This window comes from Actinomadura rubrisoli (assembly GCF_004349215.1).
GTDB classification, from domain to species: domain Bacteria; phylum Actinomycetota; class Actinomycetes; order Streptosporangiales; family Streptosporangiaceae; genus Spirillospora; species Spirillospora rubrisoli.
This window is the reverse complement of record NZ_SMKU01000660.1, coordinates 1-1,835: the sequence shown is the minus strand read 5'-3', so window position 1 is coordinate 1,835 and position 1,835 is coordinate 1. Positions and strand designations below refer to the sequence as shown.

The following is a 1,835-nucleotide window of genomic DNA, read 5'->3' as shown; positions in this document are numbered from 1 at the left end:
GTCCCTCCCGGACCCCGCCAGGCTCGCCCACGCGCCCTGGTCCCTCTGCGTCCGCGGCGGCACCGTCTCCCTCATAGGCGGACGCACCGTAGGCGGACGCCCCCTCACCGACGACCAGGGCGTCGTAGTCCAAGGCGGCGCCCAAGCCTGGCTGGTCTGGCACAACACCCGGATGCGCGTCACCCCCAAAGCCGCCCGCATCCTCAGCGCCGACCAACCCGTCCCCGTGGACGAACGCTGGCTGAACGGTCTTCCCCAAGGCCCGGACTTCGCGGCCCCAGCCATCCCCCAGCAAGGCCAACAGTTCGCCGGCCCGAACAACACCTTGGCCCCCGCCGGCCAGATCTTCCACGTAGCCGCCATAGCGGGCACTCAAGAGCGCTACTACGTCCAACTCCCCGACGGCCTCTCAAGCATCTCCGAGACCCAAGCCCGCCTCCTCCTGGACACCCCAGGCGCCAACACACCACGCGAAATCACCCCGAGCGCGGCCGCGTCCAAACCGTCCCGGACGAACCTCCACAGCCGAGCGCTCCCCGAATCCCCACCCGACACGGCCCGCTATGAACCCCAACAGCCCCTCTGCGCCGTCTACCAGCAAACAGGCAAACTCTCCACGGACGCCCGCTTCACCATCGGCGGCACCGTCCCCAGCACTTCCGCCACGTCCCAGGGCCTCGACCAAGTCCTCCTCCCAGGCGGCGGCACCTTCGCGGGCACTCTCTCCGGCCCGGGCCAACCCCTGCAAACGTTCGCCCTCATCACCGACCAGGGCCTCCGCTACCCCGTCCCCACCACCGACGACATGGCGAAACTCGGTTATGCCTCCGACTCCGCAGTTCCAATTCCGGCAAATCTCCTACAACTCTTCAAAGAGGGCCCCGCGCTCACCACGACGGCCGCCCTGCGGCCGGTTCCGGCCAAATAACGGTGAGTGATCTTCTGATTGCGCAGATCAGCACCCGTCGGCACATAGACCACTTCGGTAGTCCCAGTCAAAAGCGTGGACAGCGCAACCGAAGGCTCTCTACGCTTGATCTTGCTCGCAGTCACGGGGTGAGTCGTCGTACCGATCGAGGGGCCGTCAACCGGTACGCGCGAGTGCCACGTCGTGATGCCCGAAGGTAACCGACGTGCAAGGAGAGCAAAAGATGGCAAACCAGTCATCTGTCAACCGGCAGCACATGCAGCAGGCCGCCGGAAAAGTGCAGGACGCCCACGGACAGATCGGGCAGGTCAAAGGTCAGCTGAACGCCCACCACGGTGAACTCCAGGGCGCGTGGAAGGGCGAGTCGTCAGCCGCGTTCGGCCAGGTCTACACCCTGTTCGAGACCGAGTTCAGCAAGGTTCTCAAGGACCTCAACCTCATCCACGAGAAGCTCGTGGACACGAAGGTCAAGTACGAGCGGGCCGAGCAGGAGAAGACCGGCCGCGTCAACGGCCTCAAGGGCCTCGTCAACGGCTGACCGCTCCCAACTGGAGGACACCATGAGCACCGACTACACCTATGTGAACTTCGGCGGCATGCAGAACGCGCAGTCGAACTTCCTGAACGCCCTCAAGAGCTACCAGGCCGTCCTGGACACCCTCGACGCCCAGGTCCGCACCCACCTCGCCGAGTGGGACGGCGACGCCCGCCTCGCCTACGAGCAGAAGTCCCGCGAGTGGAAGCAGGCGGCACAGCGCATGGCCACCGCCGTCTCCGGCATGAGCAAGGCCATCGGCGACTCCCACGACATCCACCTCGGCGCGGAGCGCACCAACACCGCCATGTGGAACGGCTAACCGCCACACGGGAAGAGGAAGCACGATGGCCCCCCACAACCCACCGACCC

The 1,835-nt window shown here is 66.1% G+C and carries 3 protein-coding genes; all 3 read left to right on the top strand.

Annotated elements, in window-relative coordinates; translation table 11 throughout:
- Window positions 1-928: type VII secretion protein EccB (eccB, locus tag E1298_RS46615; RefSeq protein WP_131903760.1), on the top strand; the 928-nt coding region annotated here is incomplete at its 5' end.
- Window positions 929-1,151: 223 nt separating this feature from the next.
- Window positions 1,152-1,466, top strand: a complete 315-nt coding sequence (locus E1298_RS46610; protein ID WP_131903759.1) for a WXG100 family type VII secretion target — start codon at window positions 1,152-1,154, stop codon at window positions 1,464-1,466.
- Window positions 1,467-1,488: 22 nt separating this feature from the next.
- Window positions 1,489-1,785, top strand: a complete 297-nt coding sequence (locus E1298_RS46605; RefSeq protein WP_131903758.1) for a WXG100 family type VII secretion target — start codon at window positions 1,489-1,491, stop codon at window positions 1,783-1,785.
- Window positions 1,786-1,835 lie beyond the last annotated feature (50 nt).